The 22,895-nt window shown below is 57.5% G+C and carries 28 protein-coding genes; 14 read left to right on the forward strand and 14 right to left on the reverse strand.

Features of this window, described 5'->3' with window-relative positions; genetic code table 11:
• Window positions 1–154 precede the first annotated feature (154 nt).
• From NQT62_RS09685 to NQT62_RS09695, 3 genes are all read left to right on the forward strand, one after another.
• Window positions 155–1,369 carry an iron-containing alcohol dehydrogenase gene (locus NQT62_RS09685; RefSeq protein WP_256764517.1) on the forward strand — a complete coding sequence of 405 codons (1,215 nt, stop codon included), beginning with the start codon at window positions 155–157 and terminating at the stop codon, window positions 1,367–1,369.
• A gap of 75 nt (window positions 1,370–1,444) precedes the next feature.
• Window positions 1,445–1,795: a hypothetical protein gene (locus NQT62_RS09690; RefSeq protein WP_256764518.1), complete on the forward strand. Its 351-nt coding sequence runs from the start codon at window positions 1,445–1,447 to the stop codon at window positions 1,793–1,795.
• A 169-nt stretch (window positions 1,796–1,964) separates the two neighbouring features.
• Window positions 1,965–2,951 carry a catalase family peroxidase gene (locus tag NQT62_RS09695; protein WP_256764519.1) on the forward strand — a complete coding sequence of 329 codons (987 nt, stop codon included), beginning with the start codon at window positions 1,965–1,967 and terminating at the stop codon, window positions 2,949–2,951.
• Window positions 2,952–3,010: 59 nt separating this feature from the next.
• Here NQT62_RS09695 and NQT62_RS09700 read toward each other — a convergent pair whose 3' ends face one another.
• From NQT62_RS09700 to NQT62_RS09710, 3 genes are all read right to left on the reverse strand, one after another.
• Window positions 3,011–3,388 carry a DUF4878 domain-containing protein gene (locus NQT62_RS09700; RefSeq protein WP_256764520.1) on the reverse strand — a complete coding sequence of 126 codons (378 nt, stop codon included), beginning with the start codon at window positions 3,386–3,388 and terminating at the stop codon, window positions 3,011–3,013.
• Window positions 3,389–3,532: 144 nt separating this feature from the next.
• Window positions 3,533–4,567, reverse strand: a complete 1,035-nt coding sequence (locus NQT62_RS09705) for a hypothetical protein (protein ID WP_256764521.1) — start codon at window positions 4,565–4,567, stop codon at window positions 3,533–3,535.
• A 9-nt stretch (window positions 4,568–4,576) separates the two neighbouring features.
• A complete protein-coding gene (locus NQT62_RS09710) occupies window positions 4,577–4,807 on the reverse strand; it encodes a hypothetical protein (RefSeq protein ID WP_256764522.1) in 231 nt (76 codons plus the stop codon).
• Window positions 4,808–5,046: 239 nt separating this feature from the next.
• Between NQT62_RS09710 and NQT62_RS09715 the strand changes: the two genes are divergently transcribed.
• Together NQT62_RS09715 and NQT62_RS09720 are read left to right on the forward strand one after the other, a co-directional pair.
• Window positions 5,047–6,591, forward strand: a complete 1,545-nt coding sequence (locus NQT62_RS09715; RefSeq protein ID WP_256764523.1) for a phosphoglucose isomerase-related protein — start codon at window positions 5,047–5,049, stop codon at window positions 6,589–6,591.
• A 54-nt stretch (window positions 6,592–6,645) separates the two neighbouring features.
• Window positions 6,646–7,296 carry a sterol desaturase family protein gene (locus NQT62_RS09720; protein WP_256764524.1) on the forward strand — a complete coding sequence of 217 codons (651 nt, stop codon included), beginning with the start codon at window positions 6,646–6,648 and terminating at the stop codon, window positions 7,294–7,296.
• Window positions 7,297–7,624: 328 nt separating this feature from the next.
• Here the strand turns inward: NQT62_RS09720 and NQT62_RS09725 are convergent, their stop codons facing one another.
• The gene (locus NQT62_RS09725) at window positions 7,625–7,900 is read right to left on the reverse strand and encodes a helix-turn-helix domain-containing protein (protein ID WP_256764525.1); all 276 of its coding nucleotides are present in this window, start codon (window positions 7,898–7,900) and stop codon (window positions 7,625–7,627) included.
• Between NQT62_RS09725 and NQT62_RS09730 the strand changes: the two genes are divergently transcribed.
• Complete coding sequence (locus NQT62_RS09730; protein WP_256764526.1) at window positions 7,895–8,335, forward strand: hypothetical protein; 441 nt, start codon at window positions 7,895–7,897, stop codon at window positions 8,333–8,335. The genes NQT62_RS09725 and NQT62_RS09730 overlap by 6 nt on opposite strands.
• A gap of 413 nt (window positions 8,336–8,748) precedes the next feature.
• Here NQT62_RS09730 and NQT62_RS09735 read toward each other — a convergent pair whose 3' ends face one another.
• The 3 genes from NQT62_RS09735 to NQT62_RS09745 are packed head-to-tail and all read right to left on the reverse strand — an operon-like array spanning window position 8,749 to window position 11,001.
• Window positions 8,749–10,038: an ISL3-like element ISPst9 family transposase gene (locus NQT62_RS09735; protein ID WP_033939138.1), complete on the reverse strand. Its 1,290-nt coding sequence runs from the start codon at window positions 10,036–10,038 to the stop codon at window positions 8,749–8,751.
• 50 nt (window positions 10,039–10,088) lie between these two features.
• Window positions 10,089–10,709, reverse strand: coding sequence for a LysE family translocator (locus tag NQT62_RS09740; protein WP_014819627.1), 621 nt, complete (start codon window positions 10,707–10,709; stop codon window positions 10,089–10,091).
• A gap of 43 nt (window positions 10,710–10,752) precedes the next feature.
• The gene (locus NQT62_RS09745; protein WP_099167931.1) at window positions 10,753–11,001 is read right to left on the reverse strand and encodes a hypothetical protein; all 249 of its coding nucleotides are present in this window, start codon (window positions 10,999–11,001) and stop codon (window positions 10,753–10,755) included.
• A 185-nt stretch (window positions 11,002–11,186) separates the two neighbouring features.
• Here NQT62_RS09745 and NQT62_RS09750 point away from each other — a divergent pair, with 185 nt between their 5' ends.
• The 8 genes from NQT62_RS09750 to NQT62_RS09785 are packed head-to-tail and all read left to right on the forward strand — an operon-like array spanning window position 11,187 to window position 17,613.
• Window positions 11,187–12,074: a TraG/VirB4 family ATPase gene (locus NQT62_RS09750; RefSeq protein ID WP_208630478.1), complete on the forward strand. Its 888-nt coding sequence runs from the start codon at window positions 11,187–11,189 to the stop codon at window positions 12,072–12,074.
• Window positions 12,052–12,831 (forward strand): P-type conjugative transfer protein TrbJ, encoded by a 780-nt coding sequence (gene trbJ / locus NQT62_RS09755; protein ID WP_099170561.1) that lies wholly within the window; start codon window positions 12,052–12,054, stop codon window positions 12,829–12,831. Before NQT62_RS09750 ends, trbJ begins: the two co-directional genes overlap by 23 nt.
• Before the next feature lie 6 nt (window positions 12,832–12,837).
• Complete coding sequence (gene trbK-alt / locus NQT62_RS09760; protein WP_025825443.1) at window positions 12,838–13,113, forward strand: putative entry exclusion protein TrbK-alt; 276 nt, start codon at window positions 12,838–12,840, stop codon at window positions 13,111–13,113.
• 3 nt (window positions 13,114–13,116) lie between these two features.
• Window positions 13,117–14,406 carry a P-type conjugative transfer protein TrbL gene (gene trbL, locus NQT62_RS09765; RefSeq protein ID WP_099170562.1) on the forward strand — a complete coding sequence of 430 codons (1,290 nt, stop codon included), beginning with the start codon at window positions 13,117–13,119 and terminating at the stop codon, window positions 14,404–14,406.
• Window positions 14,403–15,089: a conjugal transfer protein TrbF gene (gene trbF, locus NQT62_RS09770; protein WP_025829577.1), complete on the forward strand. Its 687-nt coding sequence runs from the start codon at window positions 14,403–14,405 to the stop codon at window positions 15,087–15,089. Before trbL ends, trbF begins: the two co-directional genes overlap by 4 nt.
• Window positions 15,086–16,144 carry a P-type conjugative transfer protein TrbG gene (trbG, locus tag NQT62_RS09775; protein ID WP_017516412.1) on the forward strand — a complete coding sequence of 353 codons (1,059 nt, stop codon included), beginning with the start codon at window positions 15,086–15,088 and terminating at the stop codon, window positions 16,142–16,144. Before trbF ends, trbG begins: the two co-directional genes overlap by 4 nt.
• Window positions 16,145–16,147: 3 nt before the next feature.
• Window positions 16,148–17,371, forward strand: a complete 1,224-nt coding sequence (locus tag NQT62_RS09780) for a TraB/TrbI/VirB10 family type IV secretion system protein (protein WP_017516413.1) — start codon at window positions 16,148–16,150, stop codon at window positions 17,369–17,371.
• Entirely contained in the window at window positions 17,368–17,613 is a 246-nt protein-coding gene (locus NQT62_RS09785) for a DUF2274 domain-containing protein (RefSeq protein ID WP_017516414.1), read from the forward strand. The genes NQT62_RS09780 and NQT62_RS09785 overlap by 4 nt, the downstream gene beginning before the upstream one ends.
• Here NQT62_RS09785 and NQT62_RS09790 read toward each other — a convergent pair.
• The 7 genes from NQT62_RS09790 to NQT62_RS09820 all read right to left on the reverse strand — a co-directional run bounded on the left by NQT62_RS09790 (window position 17,567) and on the right by NQT62_RS09820 (window position 22,854).
• Window positions 17,567–18,517 (reverse strand): LysR family transcriptional regulator, encoded by a 951-nt coding sequence (locus NQT62_RS09790; RefSeq protein WP_161795745.1) that lies wholly within the window; start codon window positions 18,515–18,517, stop codon window positions 17,567–17,569. The two genes, NQT62_RS09785 and NQT62_RS09790, sit on opposite strands and share 47 nt — an antisense overlap.
• Before the next feature lie 138 nt (window positions 18,518–18,655).
• Window positions 18,656–19,051, reverse strand: coding sequence for an MAPEG family protein (locus tag NQT62_RS09795; protein WP_017516415.1), 396 nt, complete (start codon window positions 19,049–19,051; stop codon window positions 18,656–18,658).
• Window positions 19,052–19,136: 85 nt separating this feature from the next.
• Window positions 19,137–19,817 carry a cupin domain-containing protein gene (locus NQT62_RS09800; RefSeq protein ID WP_081596628.1) on the reverse strand — a complete coding sequence of 227 codons (681 nt, stop codon included), beginning with the start codon at window positions 19,815–19,817 and terminating at the stop codon, window positions 19,137–19,139.
• 10 nt (window positions 19,818–19,827) lie between these two features.
• Window positions 19,828–20,532, reverse strand: a complete 705-nt coding sequence (locus NQT62_RS09805; protein WP_017516417.1) for an SDR family NAD(P)-dependent oxidoreductase — start codon at window positions 20,530–20,532, stop codon at window positions 19,828–19,830.
• A gap of 69 nt (window positions 20,533–20,601) precedes the next feature.
• Window positions 20,602–21,891 (reverse strand): ISL3-like element ISPst9 family transposase, encoded by a 1,290-nt coding sequence (locus tag NQT62_RS09810; protein ID WP_033939138.1) that lies wholly within the window; start codon window positions 21,889–21,891, stop codon window positions 20,602–20,604.
• A gap of 50 nt (window positions 21,892–21,941) precedes the next feature.
• Window positions 21,942–22,562 carry a LysE family translocator gene (locus NQT62_RS09815; RefSeq protein ID WP_014819627.1) on the reverse strand — a complete coding sequence of 207 codons (621 nt, stop codon included), beginning with the start codon at window positions 22,560–22,562 and terminating at the stop codon, window positions 21,942–21,944.
• A 43-nt stretch (window positions 22,563–22,605) separates the two neighbouring features.
• The gene (locus NQT62_RS09820; protein ID WP_099167931.1) at window positions 22,606–22,854 is read right to left on the reverse strand and encodes a hypothetical protein; all 249 of its coding nucleotides are present in this window, start codon (window positions 22,852–22,854) and stop codon (window positions 22,606–22,608) included.
• Between the last annotated feature and the right edge of the window lie 41 nt (window positions 22,855–22,895).

The following is a 22,895-nucleotide window of genomic DNA, read 5'->3' on the forward strand; positions in this document are numbered from 1 at the left end:
CCCGTGCACAATCACGGGCAGCAGCCAGGGTGCCCTGTCCGGCAAAAAAGCAGCAAGCCCCCGGCGAAATTGAAACCATGATGCGCCCGGCCTTTGTACAATCAAGACACAAGGGCCCAAACAACAGCCCATCACAAAACCGGGAGACAGAACCATGTTGCACGCACTCGAGGTGATATTCCTTCGCCTTTACATGCTGATATTCAAAGCCGTGACCGCCATCCTGCCATTCAAGTGGCCCAAAGTGTTCGAAGGTGCCGACTCTTCTCTGGAGCTGGTTCGCTTTATTGCGTCACAAGGCCACAAGCGGGTGTTGATTGTTTCCGATGCGGTGCTGGTCAAACTGGGCATCCTGAACAAGATGCAAGCCGAACTGCAACGCTTGAATGTTCAATTTGCGGTGTACGATGGCGTCGAGCCCAACCCCACTGTGCAGCAAATTGAGGCGGGCTACGGCATCTTGAAGCAAAACAACTGCGAAGCCATTCTGGCCGTGGGTGGCGGTTCACCCATCGACGCTGCCAAAATGATCGGTGCGCGCGCCAAAAACCAAAAACCCATCGTCAAAATGACCGGGCTGTTCCGCATCTGGCGCGGCATGCTGCCCTTGTATGCGGTGCCCACCACTGCCGGCACAGGTTCCGAGTGCACCATTGCTGCCGTGGTAACCGACACTGAAAACAAGCGCAAGCTGCCCGCCATGGACCTCAAGCTGATGCCCACCGCCTGTGCGCTGGACGGTGCGCTGATGACGGGCCTGCCACCCCACATTACGGCAGCCACCGGCATGGACGCGCTGACCCATGCCGTGGAAGCCTTTGTGTCCAACAACGCCATGCGCAAAACCGATGTGAAGGCCATTGAAGCCACACAACTGATCATGAAATACCTGGACACGGCCGTGACCAACGGCAGCGATGTGGTGGCCCGCCAGAAAATGGCCCGGGCTTCCCACTTGGCTGGGATTGCCTTTACACAGGCCGGGGTGGGTTATGTGCACGCCATCGCCCACAAGTTTGGCGCCATGTACCACACGCCACACGGCCTGGCCAACGCCATCGTCATGCCGCATGTGCTGGATTATTCCCTGCCCAACTGCGCTGGCCGACTGGCCGAACTGGCCCGCCATTGCAACATCGGCCCCGCCAAGGGCGACGACCTGCACGTGGCCCAGGCCTTTATCCAGCGCATTCGAGACATGAATGCCAAGTTTGGCATTCCAACCACCCTTGCCGCCCTGAAATCGGAAGACATTCCGGAAATCGCCAAGTCGGCGCTGGGTGAAGCCCGCTTCACCTATGCAGTGCCACGCTACATGACCATGGATGTGGCCAAGGGCGTGATCCGTCAAATGCTGCCCTCGGCATAAAACCTGCGAACAGCGCCTCAAGAAACGGCCAGATCTGCCGTTAAAGCAGATGAACCGTTTTGCGAGGCGCCTGTGATGAGCACCCCCTCGGCAGCCCACCTGGGCGAGCCCAATCACCAAACCCTGACAGCCCAGGACGACCTGAACGTTCGAGTGGCGCATGAAATCAGCAATCCAGTGTCGTTTGTCATGGCCAATATCGGCCACCTTGGTTTTTACATCGACGATCTGTTTACCCTGATCGATGCCTATCGAGCAGAATTGCTGGCACACAACCAAAACCCCGACACCGATCACCTGGCCCAGCGGCTGGACCTCCATCACCTTCGCGACGACATTCAACATGTGCTGGATGAAAACCGGCAAAGCCTGGAGCGCGTGAAGCAAGCAGTTCAGGGCCTGAAGGCCAGAAATCTGCACATCTAGTGCACAACAACGGCCCATCGTCTTTTCCTATCGGTCTAGATAGAAAAATTTCATGATTGCGGTAACCATTCTGTCCTCCAAACCGATTTAAGGTGAGCGTTGAGCGGGAGGCTCCGTTCAGCGTGCACGCGCACGTGCAACACCCATTTCCGACAAGGATGCAGAAAACATGAAAAAAACAATCTTGAATTGCGCACTGGGCAGCCTGATGGTGGCTGCGGTGGCCCCTGCCTTGCATGCGCAGGAAACCAATGCCGTCACGCTGGTTGACGGGCTGGAGGGCGTTTTCGGAAAACAGGACGGCTTCCGCCGGTCTGGTGCCAAAGGCGTGTGTGCCAAAGGCGTATTTACAGGAACGCCAGCAGGCGCCGCATTGTCATCTGCCTCCGCATTCAGCGGCAAGCCAGTGCCGGTTACATTGCGCTTCTCGGTGGGGGGCGGCAATCCAAGGGCACCTGAGAATGCCAAATCCGTTCGTGGTATGGCGGTTCAGATGGAGCTGCCCAACAACGAGCAATGGCTGATGGCGAACATCTCCACCCCAGTTTTTGGCGCAGCAACGCCAGAGAGTTTTCAGGCCTTCCTGGATGCACGACGCCCCGACCCTGCCACCGGAAAGCCAGACCCTGCAAAAATTGCGGCGGCCACAGCCGCCAACCCCGATCACAAGATTCAACCCGATTTCTTGAAAACCCGTGGTGTACCGGCCAGTTATGGCGCTGTTAACTATTGGGGCGTGAATGCGTTCAAGATGACCAACAAGAAAGGAAAAAGCCAGATGGTGCGCTGGGTCTTTGAACCCGTGGGTGGCGAAGAATTCCTGAAGGAAGAGAACGTGGCCAGCACACCACCGAACTTCCTGGTCGATGAACTGAAAGGCCGGGTTGGACAGATTCCGGTCAACTTCAGCTTTGTGCTTCAGTTGGCCGCTGCCGGCGACCCCACCAACAACCCCACCGTGCAGTGGCCTGCCGACCGAAAAACAGTGGTGGCGGGCAACCTGGCGGTGACCTCGGTCGAGGACAAAGCCGTGTGTGACAGCATCAACTTCAACCCATTGGTTCTTCCCAAGGGCGTTGAGGCATCGGATGACCCGATTCTGTTGGCTCGGCCTGGTGCCTATGCGGTGTCACAGGGTCGACGCTTGAGCAAATAAAACGCAGGCATTAAAAAACCCCGGTTTATCACCGGGGTTTTTTGTGAACATTGCGGCGTTTAGAGTTTTTCCATGCCCGAAATTTTCCACTGACCGTTGACCTTGGACAGGGTCAATTTGGCAGAGGATTTTTCCTTCTTTTCGCCCACCTTGGTGGTGAAATTGGCTTTCACAACATAATCCCCATTTTCCTGCTTCTGTGCGTCGCTGACATCCATGTCTTCAATGTGAATGTCCTCAGGCTTGGGCATGCCCAACATGGCCTGTGCAGCTTCGGAGGCGCTTTTCCCGCCCAAGGCGCTCATCACATTCATCTGCTCTTGAACTTGAGTGCGCAAGGTGGTCTGGAGGGCTGTTTGTACATCGGAATCACCGGGCGCGCCAGAGCAGCCAAAAAGGCCCAAAGCCAGCACCACCGCCATGTAATGAGTTTTCATGTCTCGTCCTGAATGTTGTTGTCGTTGCTCGATCGGGTTGGAGGATTCAGTACCGTTACCGGGCTGCATCGGCATGCCATGCAAGCCATCGATGCTCACAATGTATCAAAAGCCAGCGCAAATACAAGACAAGCCGCCCGGGTTTCAAGCACTGAGCAACGCCAGGGTCTTTTTGCTGTGGAAAAACCGCTTCAGATGGCGCCGAATAAAATCCTCGGCCAACCCCTCCGACACCAAAAGGCCGGCCAGGTCGGGCGCGTAATTGGCGATTTCTTCCACCACCATGTCACGGCTCACACCAATGTCATCGAGCAAGGCTTGCAGGCTTTGTTCGCCATACTTGTCGAAAAAGAAATCCACACCGGTGTCGATGCAACGCTTCAGGTAATCGGTGTCGCGGAAATTCAGCCAGAATTCATAGCCCAGCACCATGAATTCCTGCAAATCTTGTTCAGTGATGTAGTCCTTGTAGGACGCCAGCGGCCAATCGCGAATCACATCCCAAAAATTCAGGGCACTGTGCAGGGCAGTTTCCCGGTATTGCTCATTGTCCAAGGCCTCATTGACCATTTCCAAAGAACCCGACACGCCCGAATCCATCAACTGTCGAACGCGGTCCTCCAGCGAATCGGACAATTCCGGGGCCTTGCTGCTCAACCACTCGCGCACTTTGCGTGTGCCCGCTGCAACAGAACCAAACTTCATGAGATTGTTTTGCTCGAGCAAATAACCCTTGAGCACCGTAAACACCACATCGGCAAGGAAATGCTTAAACGCGGCGCTGTTGCGAATGTTGGTCACCGTGTGATCCAGCACCCCACCCTGTTCGAATATTTTTTCGATGAACTCGGTGGCCACGGCATCGGACACCACCTCGCCAACCCGCGTGCTGCGGCTGGCGGGAAAGTCAAAAATCAGGCGGGCAATTTCACCAAACAACTCGGGAATGGCGCCACCAATTTCCATGTCCACCGCGTAGCGACGCGCAGTGGCCTTCACCTTTTCACGGTCCGCCGCTGAATTCAAAGCAATGTGTTCGAGGTGGTCGTAGAGGCGACCCACCTCATCCTCCACCAAGCTTACAAACTTCTTGCCTTTGAGCTGTTGCATCCAGAAAGCCACTTGGGCCTCCAACAAGGCATCGGCCACTGCAGTGGGGTCTTTTTTCGAAGTCGCCATGGTCAATATTTACTTGGGGGGTAGTTGGTCAGTGGACGAGTCCGAGGACTTTCGCAACAACTGAATGATGATCAGCAACACCTCGGTAACCACCAAAGCCGCTGCCGCCAGCAAATATGGGCCAGCAGACTCCTCACCGTTGATGTAAGTCACCAGGCCTGCCACCAGAAAACCAATGGTCAGGATTTTGATCGTCAGCACGCCGGGCGTGCGATTGATGGTTTGCCAAAGATTGCTCATGGGGGGTCTCCAAATTGAAATTTATTATTGGATACAGCGCGACATCAACGAATACCAGCGCTGCCAATGCGGCGCCAAGTGCAGTATAGACACAGGCGGCCCCTGAAAGCTCGACAAAACCGTCTAAATGCGTGCGGCCGAACCAGCGCACGGGTTAGACTTTCTGTGCGGGACCGGTCGCCATATTCGAGGTTCCGAAGGTATTTCCCGTTGACCCAACCATTTCACGACCGCAACCCATGCCGATCACGATGTCGCCTGGCCAGTTGTCACGAAGCATTGGACCGCTTCACATCAACTTGGACCGCCAGTCCTACAGCTTGCAAATGCTGAATGATTTTGAATCCAGCCAAGAGAACCTGCGCTTGAGGGATTTCATCGACGGGTTGTTTCGCGGTGCGGTGGTGAACCCCACTGAACAACGGGCAGCAGGCCACTGGAGTCTGCGTGCTGCTTTTCGTCGCAGCGAATATCCCGATTTTGTCGAATTGACCGTGGACGGCCGCGATGAGCTGGAACTGGCCAGAACGGTGCAAGCACAGATGAACGCCTTTGTGGAACAGGTGCAATCCGGCGTTTACACCAACCCGGACGGCGAGACATACAACAGCGTGCTACACCTGGGTATCGGCGGATCCGACTTGGGACCGCGCTTGCTGCACGATGTGTTTTCCAGACTGGAACTGCCGGGCGTTCATGGGCAACTGAATATTCGTTTTGTCGCCAATGTCGACTTTCATGAAATGAAAGCTGCACTGGCGTCGCTCAACCCCAAGCGCACGCTGGTGCTGATCGCCAGCAAATCGTTTTCCACCAAGGAAACCCTGCACAACGCCCAGCATATTTTCAATTGGCTGGACACGGCTGGCCCTGCCTACCGCGAGAAAGCCCTGCTGGCGGCCACTTGCAAGCCTGGAAAAGCTGCTGAGTTTGGCATACCGCCGGCGCGGATTTTTGAATTCAGCGAGACCGTGGGCGGCCGCTATTCGCTGTGGGGGCCAGTGTCCATCAGCATCCGACTGGTACACGGCAACGCCGTCTTCGACGAATTGCTCGCTGGCGCTGCCTGCATCGACAACCACGTCTTGAGCACCCGATCCACCGATTGTGTGCCCATCTTGCTGGCCCTGTCAGACTTCTACAATCTGAAAGTGGGAATTGATTCGTTGCTGCTCAGCCCCTACGATTCCCGTTTGGGCATGCTGATTCCATACCTGCAACAATTGTGGATGGAATCCCTGGGCAAAGGGGTTGGCATTGATGGTGTGCCCATTCCGCGCTCCACTTGCCCCATCCTCTGGGGTGATGTGGGCACCAACGGCCAACATGCATTTTTTCAACTGATGCACCAGGGCCGCAATGCCAGCACCGTGGAATTGGTGGCCGTGTTGAAACCCAATCACAGTGAAGCAGCATCGCACCGCATTCTGTTGTCCCATGCCCTGGCGCAGGCAGAAGCGTTTTCGGTCGGCCGTTTAAACAGCCCACAGGAAATGGCCGACCCCACGGTGAATTACAAAAGCTGCCCAGGTCAGCGGCCCGTTCAAATGGTGTTTCTGGATGAACTGACCCCGTACAGCCTGGGCGCGCTGCTCAGTTTGTGGGAGCACCGCACTTGCGCCTTGGGCGCCATGCAAAACATCAACCCATTTGACCAATGGGGTGTGGAATTGGGTAAAGTAATTGCCGAGCAAATTGAACCGAATTTGCCACCGGGGGAAAATCGGGCCGAGAACCCGATCACCGCACACCTCATCGACCACTTCATCAACCGGGGTCGGTAAACCAAGGCTGAATGCGGGCTTCCGGGCAGTACACACAAATCGGGAGACCGCAGCTTGAACCAACTCAGTCAATTTCAACTGGCCACACAACTGCTGTATGCCGTGGCCATCCCCTACTTCTTTGTGGCCATGTGGCTGGAATTCCGGCTGATCAAAAGCCTGCAGGGTCGGAAACCCGACATACAGGGCCCGATTGACCGCGTACAGGGTTATGAACTCAAAGACTCACTGTGCTCGATTGCCATGGGCGCTCTAAAGCTCATGACAACAGCGATTGCGCTCATCTGGAGCCTGCCACTCATGGCGTGGCTGTACCAGCACAAGGTGTTCGAGCTGGGCATCTCCAGTTGGTGGTTCATTCCGCTGCTGATTGTGGGCGATGACTTCTGCTACTACTGGTACCACCGCGTGGCCCACCGCTGCGCCCTTTTTTGGGCAGAGCATTCCAACCACCACACCAGCGAGCATTACAACCTCAGCACCGCGCTGCGGCAGTCTGTTCTGGGCCCGTTTTACAGTTTTGTATTCTGGTTGCCCCTGGCTTGGTTGGGCTTCGACCCGGTGACGCTCGCCTTTGCCCACACCGTCAACCTGCTGTACCAGTACTGGATTCACAGCGAAGTGTTTGAGGTGCATGGCTGGTTTGAAAAGGTGTTCCATTTTATACAAGAAAAATTGAAGTTAAATTGGATGCTTTTTGAATAAAATCGTTGCTGGGTAACGCTCGAGTCCCATTGAAGATTCTATGTTTTTACTTCTTTCTTGGGACTTAGGGTAAAAAGCGCTCAATCCGATTGAAATTGGGTACGGTTTTTACCCCAAATGCGTGATGACTTTAAAGAGGTTTAGAGAGCTGCCCTACTCATGTTTGTGGTCTGTGCTAGATCTGTAGCAGATTTCTGTTCTTCTGTTTATTGGAACGATGTAGTTGACACAGCGAGGGCAATTCCGGTTTGCAACATCTTTGCTTGTTTTGGTCGAGTGGCTAGTCCATGACAATCAGGCTATTTTCTAAATGTGCCGACAATTAAAATTAAGCAGCGCCTTCAGGATGTGTTCTAGATCTTGGGTCACACAGTAATTCCACGATATCTATTTTGAGAGCAACTGCGAGTTTTTCGATGTTGTCCAGTGAGGGATTGCGGGCTCCTCTTTCTAGATGTGCAACGAATGTGTGGTGCAGGTCAGCCTCAATCGCCAAAGCATGTTGGCTCAAACCGTGGAATGCTCTCCATTTTTTTAAATTCAATGCGAGTCTTTCGCGTGCACATACATTGGATGACAGATTTTGTTGTGGAATTTTATGCATCCCACATCTTTTCTGTTTCGCTCTTTTAAGTCAGCCGCTTTTAAGTCAGAATATTGGGGATTCAACTTCCTCGATCTAATAATGCGAAAAACACTTGCAATAAATAAACACATTAATTTTTCAGTCGATGACGACGAAGTTTGGTGGCTCGAAGTTCCTTCGAAAGGACTCACCATAATGTTCTCTGTAGATATGAAAGATCAAGGTATTCTGTTTGATCACAACGATGATCAGATCGTACTTTCAGGCAATTCAACTTTTGCCGTCTTCGCTGAGACTACGCTAGAGAAGGCTCGTAAATTGCTGAAAATGACCGGTGGCGCCTTCGAAGAGCAACCCAAAATCACGGAAGAAATGCTTACGACATACTCGGTAGAAATTGAAAATGGTCGAGCCTGGATGGGTTTTGAAGATTTCAGGACAAGGAAGAAATGAAAAATCTATCCGGAATTGGTCGATCGAGGGAGGATGTCGAAATAGGGATAGACAAACCAGTTCGGAGTGGACTTGTAACAAGCGAAGATGTAAAGATGCTGGTTTTGTCGCACGGCGGGCTTATAACTGAAAATTGGTCATCCAGAAAATTGTGCATAAGAAGAGGTTGTCAGATTAGTGTCAAGTCAATTTGTCTCTAGCAAATTTAAACCTATCACTTACCACGAGAAGCTGAACTTAATTCAGGAGTTTTCCACCAATGAATTCGCGCCAGTTTGGCATCCTGCGTAACGCACTTAAAATATTCGGCTCTAGGCGCAGGGCTGAAGTCTGGCTAAGGCGGCCTTATGAAATAGGGTATGCGGATTTAATGGTTGATGGGGCACCTTCCCCTCACCAACCTGATGCTACCCTCAGATGGTTGATAGATCGACCCCGTAGTTGAGCTCCTCTGCGAGGTCTGGCAGTCCGTAACCGATGGTTTTCTTGTAGAACGGAGAGACCTTCGCAGTCGGGGCCTTCTTCTTGTGCTTCGTGGTGTAGAGCATTCGCGCCCGCATCACCTCAAAGGAATAACCTCGTCCTTCACGGTTCTTGTCCTTGGCCAGTCGGTTGATGGACTCCGTGAAAGCGTTGGTGACAGGTATGTCCGTCTCGAAGTAGGTCATGATCTCTTCGCGCCAGTTGCCCACCGCCCTAAACAGATCGCTCCAGACTTCTTTCTGGCCCTTCGGGATGGTGGATATCCACTCGTCCAGGGCGGCTTCTGCCTGGGGTCGTGTGGTGGCGTCCCAGATGCTGTAGAAGCGCTCCTTGTGCTCGTAGGCAGCCAGCAGTTGCGGGAATGCGCCTGTCCAGGTTTCCATGATCAGCCGCTCCCGGTCTGAGACTTCGTGAGCGCGCTTCAGCAGGATTTTCCGGTCTCCCTTGAGGGTTCGGATCTGGGCTGGTTTCAGCTCTTTCCGGAGCCCCTTGCGCACCTTCTCCAGAGCATCGTTGGCCATGCGCACCACATGGAATTTATCGACCACGATGCGGGCCTGTGGCAGCACCGCCCTGACCGCCGTTCGATATGGATTCCACATGTCCATGCTGACGATATCGATCTTCTGCCGGTCTTTCAGCTTCATCAGGTAGTTAGTCACGACGTCCTGACGGCGAGTGGCCAGCAGATCGAGCAGGGTCTTCTCCTCAATGTTGGTCAGGATGCAGCGGTAGCGCTTGTTCAGGTACAGCTCGTCGATGCCCAGAATGCGAGGCGTTTCGAAGCGGTGCCAGCGGCCTAAGAACGCGGCGCGGGCGTTGAAGATGTCCCGTACCGTCTTCTCGTCCAATCCGGTTTGCTGCGCCACGAAAGTGTAGGGGTGGTTAAAGGACTCCTTCTCTACGTATTCATGTAGCCGCAGTGTCATGCGGAAGCCGTCCACCACCTCCGGTAGCTGGGGCCTGAAGGTAGCCTCGCAGGCCCGACAGATGTACCGGCGGCGGAGCACCCAGAGGGTGACCCGCTTGCCGTGGATGGGCAGATCATGATAGGGAACATCACGCTTGCCGAAACGCACGAACTCACCCTGCACCCCGCATTCCTCGCAAGCAATGGGATCGGGCGCGTCTACCTGGAAGTGCATTTCATCGTCGGTGGCTTTGCAGCCCAGCACCTGGTATGAGGGCAGGTGCAGGATGTTGTCGGGCATTTCGGTCATACGTTATTCTCTTAAGACGACTAGCAACTGGCTAAAGCGTTCTTAAGAACCTAGGCAACACGCGAAGGTTGGCGACTAAGAAGAAGCAGGATGCCGAAAGCAATCATTCCTCCACCTGAGGCGCGTTGAAACCAGTGCAGCTTGTTTGCTGCGAAAGCTGCTGCAAAACGCCCTGCTGACGCATATATCGCTATTGCAACGGCCTCTAGCGCGATAAAAACCGTCCCAAGAGTTGCATAGCTCAGCCAGTAATTCGTTATATCCACGAATTGCGGGAAGAATGCCGCGAAAATGAGGATTGCTTTGGGGTTACTGATGGCGATCAGCGCCTCACTACGGAATGCCTTACGAAGCGAAGGTTTCATTGCATCTGCGTTTAGGTTAGTCGAGCCAGATGTTGTTCTGAGGAGCTTGATGCCCATCCAGACCAGATAGGCGGCACCAACGATCTTGATCACGTTGAAGACCAACGCCGAAGCAGACAAAAGCATCCCTAAACCAAGCGCGCTAGCAGCAATCATGGGCACGAAGACGGCAAGCCGTGCTGTGCTTGCCATAAAGGAAAACCCTACGCCCTTTTGCGCACCGTGTGTCATCGCAACGAGGTTATTGGGGCCGAACGCCAGGTTCAGTGCGAAACATGCCGGGAGGAAAACAAGTAGATCGATCATTAGCTTTGTTGTGACCTCAAGGGAGTAGGTTGGATATGCATGGTCAGTGCACCTCGTTCAAGTAGGGCGTGACATTACGCAACATCCGCTCAATGTAGTCTTCCATCTTGCCGACCGGCGCGACATGGTGCAATGCACCCCGAGCCGCCTCAATACCTTCTAGCCGGGCGATGACCCAACTGGGGAGGTACTGAGCCCGTAGGCTACCACTCTTCGTGGCAATATTGCTTTTGGCGAAGAAAGGCTGGCTGAGCACAACGACACCCGCTTCTTGTACCGGGGCTATTGTCAAGACAGATATGCCTAGTTTTCAAGTGTTCCCTACATATGGCTATAGGGAAGGGGATCTGGAAAGACCGGCACGGTTAGCTATCAACCATTTAGTCCGTTGTGGATTTAGTTTTCCCTTCCGCTTTCTACTTCACATATCAACCATTAAATCCGCATACCCCCGGATTATTGGCCCGCGAAGAGGTGATGATCGACCCGGTGGCGCGCGATCATCTCTGGTCAGCGCTCACCTCGCTTGCCTCGGCCCCGATCGAAGAACGCACGCTGACAGGTCTGTCGGTCCTCCTGCAATCGAACGATCTCAAGCGCGCACTGACCCCTTTCTGCCTCGGCGGACCGTTTGGCCGTCTGCTTGATGCGGAAGACGAAGCACTCGGCAGTGCCGATTTCCAGGCCTTCGAGACCGAGGGGCTGATCGGCTCCGCCGCTGCGCCTGCCGTCCTCGCCTATCTCTTTCACCGCATCGAAGCGCGGCTCGACGGACGCCCGAGCCTCATTATCGTCGATGAAGGCTGGCTTGCCTTGGACGACGCGACCTTCGGATCGCAACTGCGCGAATGGTTGAAGACGCTGCGCAAGAAGAACGCCTCCGTCGTCTTCGCCACCCAATCGCTCGCCGACATCGACGGCTCGGACATCGCGCCCGCCATCGTCGAAAGCTGCCCGACACGCATCTTCCTGCCGAACGAGCGCGCCTTCGAGCCGCAGATCGCCGCGACCTATCGCAATTTCGGGCTCAACGACCGACAGATCGAGATCGTCGCCCGCGCGACGCCCAAACGCGACTATTACTGCCAGTCGCGCCGCGGCAACCGGCTCTTCGCTCTCGGCCTCGGCGAAGTCGCGCTCGCCTTTACCGCGGCCTCTTCCAAAGCCGACCACGCCGCGATCGACGCGATCCTCGACAAACACGGGCGTGACGGTTTTGCCGCCGCCTGGCTCGCCCGGTGCGATCTCGGATGGGCGACCGAACTGCTCGGTCCTTCCGACGCCGTGATCGAAGCCACCCCATCCGCAACCCCAGAAGCCAACGACGACAAGGAGAAGACTGATGTTCACGACCAAGACACGTAAACTGGCAGGGCGCGCCGCCGCAGCCCTGTTGCTGTCGAGCGCGATCGCAATGACCCCGGCGACCGCGCCGCCCGCCCACGCATTCTTCGGCGGCGGGTTCGGCGGGATCGTCTACGATCCGACCAACCATGCCGAGAACCTGCTGACCGCCGCCCGGACGCTGGAGCAGATCAACAACCAGATCGCCCAGCTCCAGAACGAAGCGCAGATGCTGGTCAACCAGGCGCGCAATCTCGCGAGCCTGCCATATTCGTCGCTGTCGCGACTGCAGTCTTCGGTGCAGCAAACCCAGCAGCTCTTGGACGAAGCACAGCGCATCGCCCATGATGTGGCGACGATCGACGAAGCCTTCACCCAGGATTACGGCGCGGCAGCCGCGCGCGGCGATTTCGACGACATGATCGCGGGCGCACAGGATCGCTGGCGCACTTCGGTCGCCGGTTTCGAAGACGCCCTCAAGGTGCAGGCAGGCGTCGTGGGCAACATCGAAACCGCCCGCACCGAAATGCAGGCGCTCGTCGGCCGCAGCCAGGCCGCGACCGGTGCCTTGCAGGCGACCCAAGCCGGTAATCAACTCCTCGCATTGCAAAGCCAGCAGATTTCTGACTTGACGGCGGCCATCGCCGCGCAGAACCGGGCGCAATCGCTCGAAGCCGCGCGTGTCGCAACTGCCGAAGCGCAGGCCCGCGAGAACCTCACGCGCTTCCTCGATTACGGCTCCGGCTACGAGCCGACCACCGTGCGGATGTTCCGGTAAGCCGCGATGAAGCTGACCGCTGAGACCACGCTGAAAGCCATCGCCATCGCCTTGGGCGCCATTGCCGCGCTCATGGCGGCGATGGAACTTCAGCGCGCGTTGGAAGTGGAACGGATGGAGCGCCCCGCCGTGGTCTCGGACGATCCGTTGCGTGAGACCTTGCAACACTGCCGCTCGCTGACCCCGGAAGCCCTTGAAGCCGACACAGAGTGCCAGGCCGCCTGGGAGGAGAACCGCCGCCGCTTCTTCGGCACGTCCACCGACAATTCGGACCCGGAGTAGGTCATGGACGGAGTCGGCGTCATCGATCGGTTCCTGGAGGTCTTTACGACCTATATCGACAGCGGGTTCGGCCTGCTCGGCGGCGATGTCGCCTTCCTCGCGACCACACTCATCGTTATCGACGTCACGCTCGCCGCGCTCTTCTGGGCCTGGGGGGCGGATGACGACATCATCGGTCGCCTCGTCAAGAAGACGCTCTTCGTCGGCGTCTTCGCCTATATCATCGGCAACTGGAATGCGCTCGCGCGCATCGTCTTCGAGAGCTTCGCAGGTCTCGGCCTCATCGCCACCGGCGGCGCGATCGGTGCGGGCGAGCTCCTGCAGCCGGGCCGGATCGCCGCTGTCGGGCTTGAAGCAGGGCAACCAATCTTGGAGTCCATCGCTGACCTGATGGGCTTCGTCTCCTTCTTCGAGAACTTTATCCAGATCTCGATCCTGCTCTTCGCCTGGATCGTGGTCCTGCTCTCCTTTTTCATCCTCGCGATCCAGCTCTTCGTGACGCTGATCGAGTTCAAGCTGGCGACGCTCGCGGGCTTCATCCTCGTGCCCTTCGGCCTCTTCAACAAGACCGCCTTCATGGCCGAACGCGTGCTAGGGCTCGTCATATCGTCCGGTGTCAAGGTGCTCGTGCTTGCCGTCATCGTCGGCATCGGCTCGACCATCTTCGGCGAGTTCACTGCCGGTTTCACCGGCGAACCGACCATCGAGGATGCGATGGCCGTCGTGCTCGCGGCGCTCTCGCTGCTCGCGCTCGGCATCTTCGGCCCCGGCATCGCCAACGGCATCGTTTCTGGCGGACCGCAGCTCGGTGCCGGCGCGGCGGTCGGTGCCGGCCTCGCAGCAGGCGGCGTGGTCGCAGGTGGTCTCGCGGGCGCGAAGATGGCCGGGGCCGCCGGTGGAGCCGCCCTGCGCGGTGGATCTGCCGTTGCAGGCGGTGCTTCGACTGCCTTCGGGATCGGCGCAGCCTCGGGCACGTCCACGGCCGGGAAAGCCGCGAGCGCCATGGCCGCAGTCGGCCAGGCCGGAGTCAACACAGCTGTCAGCCCGCTCAAGCGCGCTGTCGGCGACAGCTACCGCTCCGGCTCACGCGCTGCCTTCGAAGCCACCGGCGGCAAGTTCAGCAATTCCCCGTCATCCATGCCGACCCCCGCCAATGACGGTCCGCCCGCCTGGGCGCGCCGCATGAAACGTCAGCAGAGCCTGCAACACGGCACCGCCGTTGCCGCCCACGCCATCCGCTCCGGCGATGGCGGCGGCGCGGGCACTGCCATCAGCCTTTCGGAGAGATCATGAAATTCAAGAGAACCAGCGTGCGATACGCCAAGACCCCCGAACCCGTGACCCCTTACCGGAAGGCCGCCCAGGTCTGGGACGAGCGGATGGGTTCGGCCCGCGTCCAAGCCCGCAATTGGCGGCTCATGGCCATCGGGTGTCTCGCCACGACAGCGACCTTTGGCCTCGCGCTGGTTTGGCAATCCACCCAAGGCACAATCGTCCCTTATGTGGTCGAGGTCGATAGACTTGGGGCAGCCCAAGCCGTGGTACCGGCAACCGCCAACTACCGCCCAACCGATCCGCAGATCGCTTTCCACCTCGCACGCTTCATTGAGAACGTCCGCGAGGTTCCCGCCGATCCGATCGTGCTCCGCGAGAACTGGCTCCGCGCTTACGATTTCACCACCGATCGCGGGTCCGTCGCGCTCAACGACTTCGCCCGGGAAAACGATCCCTTCGCCCGCGTCGGCGAGGTCCAAGTCACCGCCGAAATCTCCAGTGTCATCCGGGCTTCTGACAACAGCTTCCGCGTGGCCTGGACCGAACGCCGCTACGTGAACGGGCAGCTCGCCGTCACCGAACGCTGGACCGGCATACTCAGCGTCGTCGTCCAACCACCCCGCGACGCCGACCGCCTCCGCAAAAACCCTCTCGGCGTCTTCGTCCACGCCATCAACTGGTCAAGGGAGAACGCCCAATGAATGATTGCATCATACGCAAAACCTGCATGCCCGCCAGACTTTCCATCACTACACTTCTCGCCGGTTCGATGCTGGCCGGGTGCGCCACCTTCAAACCGCCTGAGATCAGCTACGATGATCCGGTCGCCGCAACGCTGGTTGCTGAACCGGCGCGCCCAGTCCGGATCGTCGAGACACCCGAGCCTTTACCGCTGCCCGGCCAGCTCATGCGGGTCGATGCCGACGACCGTCCGGCAGAAGCTGCGGAACCGACCGAGCGCGTGACCAACGCCAATGCCGCCGCCCGGATCGAACCGGTGCGCGACGGCTTCATCAACGCCGTCCAGCTCTATCCCTACAGCTCCGGGGCGCTCTATCAGGTCTACACCTCACCCGGCCAGGTCACGGACATCGCGCTACAGACGGGTGAGAGTCTCGTCGGCGCCGGCCCGATCGCCGTGGGCGACACAGCACGCTGGATCATCGGCGATACCGAAAGTGGCTCCGGCGACAGCCGCCGCATCCATGTGCTCGTGAAACCGACCCGGCCCGATCTCGTGACCAATCTCGTCATCAACACCGACCGGCGCACCTATCACCTCGAACTGCGCGCGACGCCGCAGGCCTATATGGCCTCCGTATCCTGGCAATACCCCGAAGACGACCTGATCGCGCTTCGGCGCCAGAACGATCGTGCAGAGGCGAGCCTTCCCATCGGGCGCAATGTCGATCTCGACGATCTCAACTTCCGCTACCGGATCACCGGCGACCGCGCGCCCTGGCGGCCGCGCCGCGCCTTCGATGACGGGCGGCAGGTCTTCATCGAGTTCCCGCGCGGGATTGGCCAGGGCGAGATGCCGCCGCTCTTCGTGATCGGACCTGAAGGGGACGGTCAGCTCGTCAATTACCGTATCCGGCGCAACTACATGATCGTCGATCGGCTCTTCGCCGCCGCCGAACTGCGGCTTGGGGATCGCCAGCGGGTGGTGCGGATCGTGCGGACGGACGGGGTCCAGCGAAGCACCCAACGCGAAGAGCGCGTGGTGTCCGCCTGGCGTCCCGATGAGGACCGCTGACCCATGACCGGAACTGAAGATCAGCAACAAGACGACCGCGCCGAAGAGCCGCCACGCACCGAACAGGACATCGCGAAGGAACTCCGCCTACGGCCCGATCCGCCGCGTGTCATGCGGCTCTCGCGCAAGGCGATCACGGTTCTGGTCGTCGCCGGTGGGCTCGGCATCGGCGCGATCCTGATCGGAGCCTTGCAAGGCTCCGATCCAGGCGATGGACCTTCCGAACTGTTCTCGACCGAACGAGTCCAGGAGGCCGAGGGCCTTTTGGGGCTGCCGCGCGACTACGCGTCGATCCCACGGCTTGGCCCACCGCTACCGGGTGAGCTCGGGCGTCCGGTTCTGTCTGCGCAGCGGCGCGGTGAGCCCGTGCCCGTCGTTCCTGCGACCGGTCCTGCCGTCGATCCGGAAGAACAACTGCGCTTGCAAGAGGCCGAAGCCGCGCGGCTCGCGACGCTCTTTGCCGACGCGAGATCGAGCGGCACCGGGGCTGAAAGGCCACAGGCAGCCCCCGTTGCGGCCGCGGCCACCGGGCTACAAGGTCTCTTCCCGGCTTCTGCCGATCAGGCACGGAGGCCGGACACGACGGAGCGACAGGAAGCCTTCCTAGATCGTGAGGTCGATAGACGAACCACCGCCGCAAATCGGCTACAATCCCCGCCGAGCCCCTACGTCCTGCAAGCGGGATCGGTCATCGAGGCAGCGCTGCTGACAGGCCTGCGCTCCGACCTTCCGGGGCAGATCACCGCGCAGGTCACAGCGAACGTCTATGACAGTCCCACCGGGCAATTCCTGCTGATCCCACAAGGCGCGCGCCTGCTGGGCGAATATGACAGCCGCGTGGAAACCGGTCAGCGTCGTCTGCTGCTCGCCTGGACCCGATTGATCCTACCCGACGGTCGCTCCATCGTCCTCGAACGCCAGCCCGGCACGGATCAGGCCGGATACGCCGGGCTCGAAGACGGTGTCGACAATCACTGGGGCCAACTATTCCGCGCGGCGGGTCTGGCGACCATCCTCAATATTGGGCTTGAGACCGGCGAAGATGGCGGCGACGAGATCGCCAAGGCAATCAGAGACGGCACGCAGGACACGATCGGACGCGCCGGCGAGGCCATCGTCCAGCGCCAGCTTCAGATTCCGCCGACACTTACGATCCGGCCAGGATTTCCGGTACGCGTGATGGTGACGCGCGATCTAATCCTCGAACCGCAAGGAGATGCCCGATGAGCAAGTTGAAGCTAGGCGACATTCGCGACGACAAGCCCGTCAAGCTGACGATCGAGCTACCAGCGCAGGTGCATCGGGATCTGACAGCTTATGCGGAGATTCTTGCGGCTGAGAACGGGCGCAAACTCGAACCGGCCAAGCTCATCGCGCCCATGCTGGAGCGTTTCATGAAGACCGATCGCGGGTTCGCTAAGCTCAAGAAAGAGAACCGTTCGTCTTTGCTTCGATCTTCGCCAGACTGATGAATCGTCGAAGTGCCGGGTTATCGTTTTCTGGAAGCCATGTCAGAGAAAAAGGAGTTGGCTCACCATCACCCCCAATGGGAACATAGGTGACATTAGGGTAGGTAATCCCTCTACAGTGCTCGTAGACAAATGTGATGCCCAACCCCAGACCGACCAAACCCATGATCTCTTCGCGACTCAGCCGATTTCGGTGAACGAGTTCTGATTTTGCGAAAGCCGCAACGTGCCCTAGCCTGTGTGTATCGAAAGCCGTAAATGGCTCCGTCACCCAAAGAACATCAGAAGCCTCATTCAACTCTTCCCAGAGTATTTGATGACGTTCAGACCATTCGTGGTCCGTCGAGACCGCAAGAAGCATCCGCTCGCGCGAAAGTAAAACACTGTCTTCGACACTTGGCTTTGGCGCACGTGAAGTGATGATTGCGTCCACGAGGCGTTGGTTCAATAGAGTGGAGAGTTCGTTGCTGGACGCTCCAATCACCTGAATGGCGACATCGCAATGGGCTTCGATAAAAGCCGAAAACAGGTTTCGCACGGGTCCGCCGGAAAGGCAGGCTGTAATGCCAACGTCCAGTTTTCCAGTCATAGCAGTCCCAGCCATAGAGGCGGATTCTAGAGCGTCCTGAACCCCGGCAACAAGCATCCGGGATTGTGACATAAAACGCCATCCAAAAGGCGTCAGGCGCACTCCTGTCGTACGCCTTTCAAAGAGCGACAACCCAAGCATTTCCTCCAATTTCTGAATGCGTCTGCTCAAAGACGGTTGGCCAACGCCAATAGCCTCTGCCGCTTTACGAATGCTACCTGCCTCGCAGACAGACAGAAAACACTGCAAGTCAGATATACAAAGAGGTATGCCAGAACTCGGTTCCCCTGCACCTAATTTAAGGCGTCGAGACACGATGCAATCCCGCAACAAATACTAACTCCACCCCGTTGCTGCACGACTGGGGAGGGCGACAGGACGCGACGACTCTAGCTAGGAGATGCGCCACGTCACCGGAGCGAGTGGCGCGCGCTCTGAGTTTCGCTGCCACGATCAAACGACCCCGAGGATGACCATGGCCAGAACCACTTGGACTATCCACCCAAGGACGAAGGTCAATGTCCGAGCGACCGGAATACCCAGCGTGTAGACGACAAAGTGCGCCAGACGGGCGAAGAAGTAGAGCATGCTGAGTGTGATCGTGAGGCTAGAGGACAAATTCAGGGCGACGACTCCCAACACCAGAGCCGCGAAGATCGGAAAGTTTTCCATCGCGTTTTGATGGGCCGCCGTCGCGCGCTGCGCCCAGTCCGACAAGGGCTTATGCTCAGGGTTCGGATTTCCCAGCGATGCTGGTATCCCGATTACGGCAAAGCGGTTCAAGACATAGACCATCCAAAACAGGGCAGTCATGAGGCCAGTTGCAGCCATCCAGTGGATTTCAGTCATTATTGTTTCCTTTCGATGACGAGATCAGCCTGAAATGCGGGTCGCTCTAGCAACCCGATTTCAGGGCGGCGCGTTTTCCGGCCGATCAGGTGAGATGCCCCAAGTGGCCCCGTTTGGCCCAGATGCGACAGCCTGACGGGGATTGGATGGGCAATTCTGCCCCAGCCGGGAACCGCAGCCATGTGCCCGCGCCGCATAGGGTGTCGCCGTAAAGCAGCTCCCCTTCGATGACGAAAATCTCTTCGCCGGAAAAATCGCCGCGGTCAGCCCAATTGGTTCCTGGCGCAAGCCTCTCTGAAACGACCGTCTCGGACACATCCTGATGGAGCTGCGCGCGGGTCAGACCGTCCGTTCCGGTTGGCTCATATGCGAGGTCGTCAATATGCTTGTGGACGGTCTGGCGATCATCTTCTTGGAACTGGCGCAGCTTCACAAAAATCGTGCATCCATCCTTCGTGAAGGGCGCGTGCTTGCTGCCCGGAGGGTTGCGCACGTAACACCCGGTGCGGAAATCCCCGTCACCATCAGAAAACACTCCTTCAAGCACCAGATATTCTTCGCCCATGTCATGGGTGTGTTCCGGAAACGCACTTCCCGGCGCATAGCGGACCACCGAGCTTGCCCGGGCAACTTCGGCCCCGTCGCGTTCCAGAAAGCGGCGGTCAACCCCGGCTGTCGGAGAAGGCGACCACTCTTGTTCAGCAGAATGAACGATGGCCGGTTGAGAAAGATCAGTGTTTACACTCTCTGGTACACTGTACGTCATGATGAAGTCCTCAGAATTTCTCAGTCGCAGGGCGCATGTCGAATTCATGTGTCCAGGCTTTGGGGGATTGATTGATCAGCTGCAGATAGGCCGTCGCGATCGCGTCAGCGTCGAGACAATCTTCTTCCTTGATGTTGAAGCGTTCCTGGGCTTGGGGTCCCCAGATGATGCCATCGAGCACGGAATGCACGACGTGGATCCCTTGCGGGCCAAATTCGCGGGCAAGGGACTGTGCCAGGCCACGCAGCGCGAACTTCGCTGATGCGAAGGCTGCAAAGCGCGGATTGCCTTTGAGAGCCGCTGTTGCGCCGGTGAAGATCACTGTGCCGCTACCTGCAGAAACCATGCCGGGCAGCACGGCCCGCGCCGTGATCATTGCACCGAAGCAGGTCGACACCCAAGACGCCTGGAACTCCTCTGGTGTCAGTTCCAGAAAGGGTTTCGGGATGAGCTGCATCGCGTTGTAGATCAGCACCGTTGCAGGGCCATCCTGCCCGTCAATCAGCTCAATCGCCTTTTCGACACGCGCCTGATCGCTCAAGTCGTAAGGCAGGTGGGTGTAAGACGCGCCGAGGTCTTCTCCCTCAAGGCTGCTTTTCCGGGATAGGCCGTACACGTTGTAGCCATCCGCGATCAGCGTCTTTGCAATCGCTGCTCCAAAGCCCGGCGCCATACCGGCAATGATCGCAGATTTCTTTTGTTGTGAATCGTTCATGTTATTTCTCCGGGTATGCGGATTTAATGGTTGATGGGGCACCTTCCCCTCACCAACCTGATGCTACCCTCAGATGGTTGATAGATCAACCCCGTAGTTGAGCTCCTCTGCGAGGTCTGGCAGTCCGTAACCGATGGTTTTCTTGTAGAACGGAGAGACCTTCGCAGTCGGGGCCTTCTTCTTGTGCTTCGTGGTGTAGAGCATTCGCGCCCGCATCACCTCAAAGGAATAACCTCGTCCTTCACGGTTCTTGTCCTTGGCCAGTCGGTTGATGGACTCCGTGAAAGCGTTGGTGACAGGTATGTCCGTCTCGAAGTAGGTCATGATCTCTTCGCGCCAGTTGCCCACCGCCCTAAACAGATCGCTCCAGACTTCTTTCTGGCCCTTCGGGATGGTGGATATCCACTCGTCCAGGGCGGCTTCTGCCTGGGGTCGTGTGGTGGCGTCCCAGATGCTGTAGAAGCGCTCCTTGTGCTCGTAGGCAGCCAGCAGTTGCGGGAATGCGCCTGTCCAGGTTTCCATGATCAGCCGCTCCCGGTCTGAGACTTCGTGAGCGCGCTTCAGCAGGATTTTCCGGTCTCCCTTGAGGGTTCGGATCTGGGCTGGTTTCAGCTCTTTCCGGAGCCCCTTGCGCACCTTCTCCAGAGCATCGTTGGCCATGCGCACCACATGGAATTTATCGACCACGATGCGGGCCTGTGGCAGCACCGCCCTGACCGCCGTTCGATATGGATTCCACATGTCCATGCTGACGATATCGATCTTCTGCCGGTCTTTCAGCTTCATCAGGTAGTTAGTCACGACGTCCTGACGGCGAGTGGCCAGCAGATCGAGCAGGGTCTTCTCCTCAATGTTGGTCAGGATGCAGCGGTAGCGCTTGTTCAGGTACAGCTCGTCGATGCCCAGAATGCGAGGCGTTTCGAAGCGGTGCCAGCGGCCTAAGAACGCGGCGCGGGCGTTGAAGATGTCCCGTACCGTCTTCTCGTCCAATCCGGTTTGCTGCGCCACGAAAGTGTAGGGGTGGTTAAAGGACTCCTTCTCTACGTATTCATGTAGCCGCAGTGTCATGCGGAAGCCGTCCACCACCTCCGGTAGCTGGGGCCTGAAGGTAGCCTCGCAGGCCCGACAGATGTACCGGCGGCGGAGCACCCAGAGGGTGACCCGCTTGCCGTGGATGGGCAGATCATGATAGGGAACATCACGCTTGCCGAAACGCACGAACTCACCCTGCACCCCGCATTCCTCGCAAGCAATGGGATCGGGCGCGTCTACCTGGAAGTGCATTTCATCGTCGGTGGCTTTGCAGCCCAGCACCTGGTATGAGGGCAGGTGCAGGATGTTGTCGGGCATTTCGGTCATACGTTATTCTCTTAAGACGACTAGCAACTGGCTAAAGCGTTCTTAAGAACCTAGGCAACACGCGAAGGTTGGCGACTAAGAAGAAGCAGGATGCCGAAAGCAATCATTCCTCCACCTGAGGCGCGTTGAAACCAGTGCAGCTTGTTTGCTGCGAAAGCTGCTGCAAAACGCCCTGCTGACGCATATATCGCTATTGCAACGGCCTCTAGCGCGATAAAAACCGTCCCAAGAGTTGCATAGCTCAGCCAGTAATTCGTTATATCCACGAATTGCGGGAAGAATGCCGCGAAAATGAGGATTGCTTTGGGGTTACTGATGGCGATCAGCGCCTCACTACGGAATGCCTTACGAAGCGAAGGTTTCATTGCATCTGCGTTTAGGTTAGTCGAGCCAGATGTTGTTCTGAGGAGCTTGATGCCCATCCAGACCAGATAGGCGGCACCAACGATCTTGATCACGTTGAAGACCAACGCCGAAGCAGACAAAAGCATCCCTAAACCAAGCGCGCTAGCAGCAATCATGGGCACGAAGACGGCAAGCCGTGCTGTGCTTGCCATAAAGGAAAACCCTACGCCCTTTTGCGCACCGTGTGTCATCGCAACGAGGTTATTGGGGCCGAACGCCAGGTTCAGTGCGAAACATGCCGGGAGGAAAACAAGTAGATCGATCATTAGCTTTGTTGTGACCTCAAGGGAGTAGGTTGGATATGCATGGTCAGTGCACCTCGTTCAAGTAGGGCGTGACATTACGCAACATCCGCTCAATGTAGTCTTCCATCTTGCCGACCGGCGCGACATGGTGCAATGCACCCCGAGCCGCCTCAATACCTTCTAGCCGGGCGATGACCCAACTGGGGAGGTACTGAGCCCGTAGGCTACCACTCTTCGTGGCAATATTGCTTTTGGCGAAGAAAGGCTGGCTGAGCACAACGACACCCGCTTCTTGTACCGGGGCTATTGTCAAGACAGATATGCCTAGTTTTCAAGTGTTCCCTACATATGGCT

The organism is Limnobacter humi (assembly GCF_024518835.1).
GTDB classification, from domain to species: domain Bacteria; phylum Pseudomonadota; class Gammaproteobacteria; order Burkholderiales; family Burkholderiaceae_B; genus Limnobacter; species Limnobacter humi.